We start from the raw sequence: 4,472 nt of genomic DNA on the forward strand, positions 1-4,472 counted from the left end.
CGGTCAGCTGCGCCACCTGCTCGCGAATCAGGCGCTGCTCGTAGAAGCCGTCGCCCAGGCGCTTTTGGACAAGATCCGTCGCTGCCCAGCGCGTCGAGCAGGTAGTCACAAGGTCAGCGTGCCGCCGGCATCGAGGCTCAGCGTCTGGCCCGCGCTCAAGGTGGCCGCGCGCCCGGTCAAGTCGCATCGCGCCTCGCCGTGGTCAACACGGCTGCCGCCCGGGTTGGTTACGCGAGCGCAATATCAGCGAGAACGCTTGACCTTATCTTTGACCCATGACCATATCGATCCAAGCAACTCTTCCCCGGTATCTCCCTGTCCAAGTTGCTTCATTTGGGCACCCATTCCCAACACAGCAACAAACAGCCCTGCGATGACGGAAACAAAATACCAAACGGGGCTGGGGGCATCGAGCAGAAGCCAAGGCCCTAAGCCAATGGCCAAAGCTACCAGCAAAGCAACGTCAAACATTATTTTTTTCACTGTGAGCCTCTTCGGATTGAGTCATCTATGAGATTTCTGGCGTCTTGAAGTCTTGGCTTGATCTCTCGCTCCGCAACTTCCATCACCACAATCAAAGGAATTCCTGTGCGTGTCGAGAGTCTTTTGGCAGCCTCATCAACAAAAAATGAATCAATCACCACCTTCCCTGTGCTCGGCGTGAACGCTTGTTCAAGCAAACCGGCTATGCCCGCGGCGATCTCAAACGAAAGGGTTACGGGAACGTTCCCCGTCGCTGTCGCCAGAGCTGCCGCGCGTTGGTAGTCCGTACTCATTTTCCCGAAGTAGGCCCCGACAGCCTGCTGTTGCTGGGCAGTCAGTGGAGGGTTCTGTTGCATACCCACGCCGGATATACAAGACAAGTCCCCGTTTGCGCATCTGGCTATCGATGCTACCGACGATGTATTGATCGGAGCGGTTGCATCCCGGCTCACTGTATACGGCGCCCAGGGCGGAACCCCGTCGCTGCCGCCGCCCATAGTGGTGTTCGAGATGATGTATTGCTGGATCTCCCAGTTGGATTGAGCCGGCACCTCGATGACTTGCGTCGTCCCCGGCACAGCCAGCGTCGGCAATCCCGGATCGATGCTGTAGCCGTGCTGCCTCGCCACGTCCCACTGTGCCAGCGTGTCGGCCGGTATGCCGTGGTTCTTGTTGCCCATCAAGCGCATCTGCTCCTCGATCTGCTCGGGCGTGTAGCGCCCGCCGCTTTGCTCGGCCAGCCTGCGAGCCGCTGCGCGTTCATCAGGGTGGAGCATTCGATTGTTCTGTACCGCGTTGCTCGCTGCCCGTTCGGCGATGTCGAGAGACTTCACGTCGCCACCCACCATCCCCCCGGCGATGGCGCCAACGAGCCGCGACCAGATCAGCGTGTCTGTTGTCTGGCTCACGTCGCCAGTGGGATTGATGACCCCTGCTGCCAGGTGCCCCACAGCCGCCCCGACAGCGCCCGGCGCGCAACCTTCGCCATTGCCCGCCCTGGCTGCACCTGCAGCACATCCCACGATGGCGTGTGCCACTTCGCCTGCAAAGCGGTTCAACGCGGGCGGCGCGACTGCCCCGGTGATCGGGTCGATGCCCGCACTGGTCCATTGGCCGATCTCATAGGCCCCTGAAGCTGCGGCGGCGGTGACGATGCTGTTGACGATGCCGTGCGCCAGGTTGTCTTGCAGACTGCCGCCATTGATGGCCGTATCCACGATGGCACGGGCGCTCGCATTGATCACATGGCGCCCCAGGTTCTGCATGAAGCCGGCTCGCGGAGTGATCTGATTCAGCGGCGTCGCCGCGCCGTCCACGTCCATCGTGATGGTGTTGCCGAGCCCCTCGATCACGCCCGCCGTCAGCATGGACGTCGCGATGCCTTTCACCGCCTCGCTGCTGCCCACCTCCTCGATCACTCTGCCGAGGTCGCCATCGTTGGATAAAGTGACTTCCCCTTGCCAGCGCCCGATCAATACTGATGGAACATCTGTTCCGCGAAATGCAAATCCAAGATCATGACGCGATCGGTATTGAAAGAGGTCCTCTTCTACGACATCCAGTTCGGCATCCGATGCGTTCTCGTAGAACGACTCTACTGCCGTAGCCAAACTCCCGCGTTTTGCCCAATCCCCGTTGTGGGGGAACTGGCTCTCGACGCCCTTATCGGCCTTGATGTTCAGCATCACCGACGGACGAAAGCTCTGCAGATCAAGTGGATAGCTAAGCCACCGATCGCGGTGCTGGACAAAGCGAAATCTCCCGGCCAGCTCCGATTCCGCTCGGCTAATCGCTCGTCAAAGATTTAGATTATCTGAAACTACATTTTCTAACAAGTCAGAGCCGATGCGATGTGTTTTCAGCTTGCGCTGCATATCAGCTTCATCGCCGCGAGGCACTTGCATCAGCACATGAAACGGCACGGGAACACGACCAAAGAGTTCCAAATTTGGATTGGCTCCAGCCCACCCGTCCGCAACCGAATTTAGAGAAGTTACAAAGGACTTGAAAGCTAGCGCATCCTCCTCGAGGAGCAATTCGCGCGAGGCGGTAATGCACAACAAGTACGAATCGCTTTCCAGCCAACTTAGATCACTCAAGCAGTCTTCCAGTGCCGCCCAATTTTCCCCAAAATAATACGGAAACTGAAGCGCAGCAGATATTTCATTGAAGACCTGTTCCGTACAATGCATTTTTCTTCCTCGACATGTGCGGATCACCGAGTTTCTTCTAGCTCGGTGCATGGCCCACAAAAAGTTACACAATTCAGAATCACCCAGCGTAGTGATCAGAAAAGTGGCAGGCCTTCTTCCTTTGGAGTGAAAAATTTCTTTCATCTCAGTCTCACAAATGTCGCGTAATGATCGTCAGTGTAGTAGGCCGATCCATCTCCCCCTATCACAACACGTTCAGCACCGCGATTGACGCCTGGAGTGAACCGATTTGCGTCGTACTCGGTATATGTGATTGGATTTCCTCGAACATCAACTGCCGGAAGCAACTGCCCGCCCCCGCGGCCATCGTTGTTGAAAGTCCTTCCACCTACGTAGCCTGGTCGAGATGCGCCTTTGTGCGCATCGGCGTAGTCGATGACATCCTGTGCCCTTTGGCGGATCGAGTCCAAGGTAGCCATCATGATGATGCCACTCAACGGCCCGTCGTTTGCCACCGAAGGTGGGGCTCCGCTCGAGGTCGGATCGGAAGCGCTATAGCCCGGCGCGCCTGGATTGTTAAGTGCCGTGCCGGGCGTCGTCGTCGCATTAGCCCCCGACATGACATTCGCCGACGTGATCGTGGAACCATCCAGGTTCAGAACGCCCCCTGCTCCATACCCCGTCGGAATCTGATCGGCGAGCGACGGCTGGTTGGCCGCGAACTGGGCGCTGTTGACGTGGCCGACGGCCGCCGCCATCAACGGCAGCGAGGCACACCAGTTGTTGGCGGCACACCGCAATATGGCGACCTGTCCCGCGGCGCTCACGGCGTGCCACCCTGCTTGATTGAAGCGCACGACGCTTTGGGCCAGCATCGTGATCTGGCCAGCCATGTTGTTCTCTGCCGCATTCGATCCAGCACCTGCACCGAGATGGACCAAACTGGCATCCCCACCAGCGAGCGCAACACCGAGGCCACCCACGAGGCTGGCCATCTGCGAGGTGCCCGGAAGCAGCCCATTGGCCAGAATGTCTTCGGCCGCGCGATTTCCATTGAGCGCGAGCGCGGTGGCTTCACCCAGCGTGGCACCGATGGCGCCGGCACCGCAGCCGGCCGCCCTGTCGGCACGCAGGGCGCCTGCCGCGCAACCTGCGATGAGATGGCCCGCAAAGTTCGCGAAGCTGCCGGGCGCGGTGTTCGCTCCAATGGAGGATGCCCCCAAGGCTGCACCGGTATCGATGAACGCCGTGGCGATGCTGCGAGTGAGGCTGTCCTCCAGGCTTGCGCCATTGATGGCAGAGTCGACGAGCGCCCGCGCGGTCCCATGGATCAGGTTGCGACCCAGTACCTGGAAGCTGCCGGCGCCATTGATCGCCTTGATCTGATTCAGCGGCGTCGCCACCCCGTCCACATCCATCGTGATCGTGTTGCCGAGCCCGTCGATGACGCCCGCTGTGAGCATGGCCGTGGCGATGGCCTTGACGCTTTCGCTGCTGCCCAGTTCCTCGAGCACCTTGCCGAGGTCGCCATCGTTGTTCGCCAGGCTCACCGCAGCCCGGCTTGCCAGGGCATTGACGCCCATCTGGACCGCACCACTGACACCCGCAGAGGTCGTAGCGCCCATGCCCGCAGCTGCCGCCGAACCGCCAGCCGCCGCGCCCGCCTGGGCTGCTACCGGCGCCGCTACTGCTGCGGCCACCACACTCACCACCAGCGCCGTCACCGGCCCCATACCGCTCTGGTGATAGGACCACCGGTCGTGCGGCTCCTGCACCCGCTGCCACTCGCGTCGCTGTCGAAGCCGTCCAGCAAGCGGTAGCCGGTCAGCTGCGCCA

General features: G+C 60.4%; 4 protein-coding genes. All 4 read right to left on the minus strand.

The genetic code is table 11. The annotated features are described in order from the left end of the window. Nucleotides 1–243 precede the first annotated feature (243 nt). Nucleotides 244–483: a hypothetical protein gene (locus APY03_RS41950; RefSeq protein ID WP_232081086.1), complete on the minus strand. Its 240-nt coding sequence runs from the start codon at nucleotides 481–483 to the stop codon at nucleotides 244–246. Continuing rightward, nucleotides 480–2,168 carry a DUF637 domain-containing protein gene (locus tag APY03_RS32675; protein ID WP_068683805.1) on the minus strand — a complete coding sequence of 563 codons (1,689 nt, stop codon included), beginning with the start codon at nucleotides 2,166–2,168 and terminating at the stop codon, nucleotides 480–482. The genes APY03_RS41950 and APY03_RS32675 overlap by 4 nt, the downstream gene beginning before the upstream one ends. A gap of 111 nt (nucleotides 2,169–2,279) precedes the next feature. Continuing rightward, a complete protein-coding gene (locus tag APY03_RS40825; protein ID WP_083944712.1) occupies nucleotides 2,280–2,819 on the minus strand; it encodes a barstar family protein in 540 nt (179 codons plus the stop codon). After that, a partial coding sequence (locus APY03_RS32680; RefSeq protein WP_232324500.1) for a DUF637 domain-containing protein occupies nucleotides 2,816–4,472 on the minus strand: 1,657 nt, incomplete at its 5' end. The genes APY03_RS32680 and APY03_RS40825, both read right to left, overlap by 4 nt.

This window comes from Variovorax sp. WDL1 (assembly GCF_001541225.1).
GTDB lineage: Bacteria > Pseudomonadota > Gammaproteobacteria > Burkholderiales > Burkholderiaceae_C > Variovorax.

Excerpts from the sequence above, each read along its gene's own strand:
- APY03_RS32675 (WP_068683805.1), bottom strand. The coding sequence starts at position 2,168 with ATGCTGAACATCAAGGCCGATAAGGGCGTCGAGAGCCAGTTCCCCCAC.
- APY03_RS40825 (WP_083944712.1), bottom strand. The coding sequence starts at position 2,819 with ATGAAAGAAATTTTTCACTCCAAAGGAAGAAGGCCTGCCACTTTTCTG.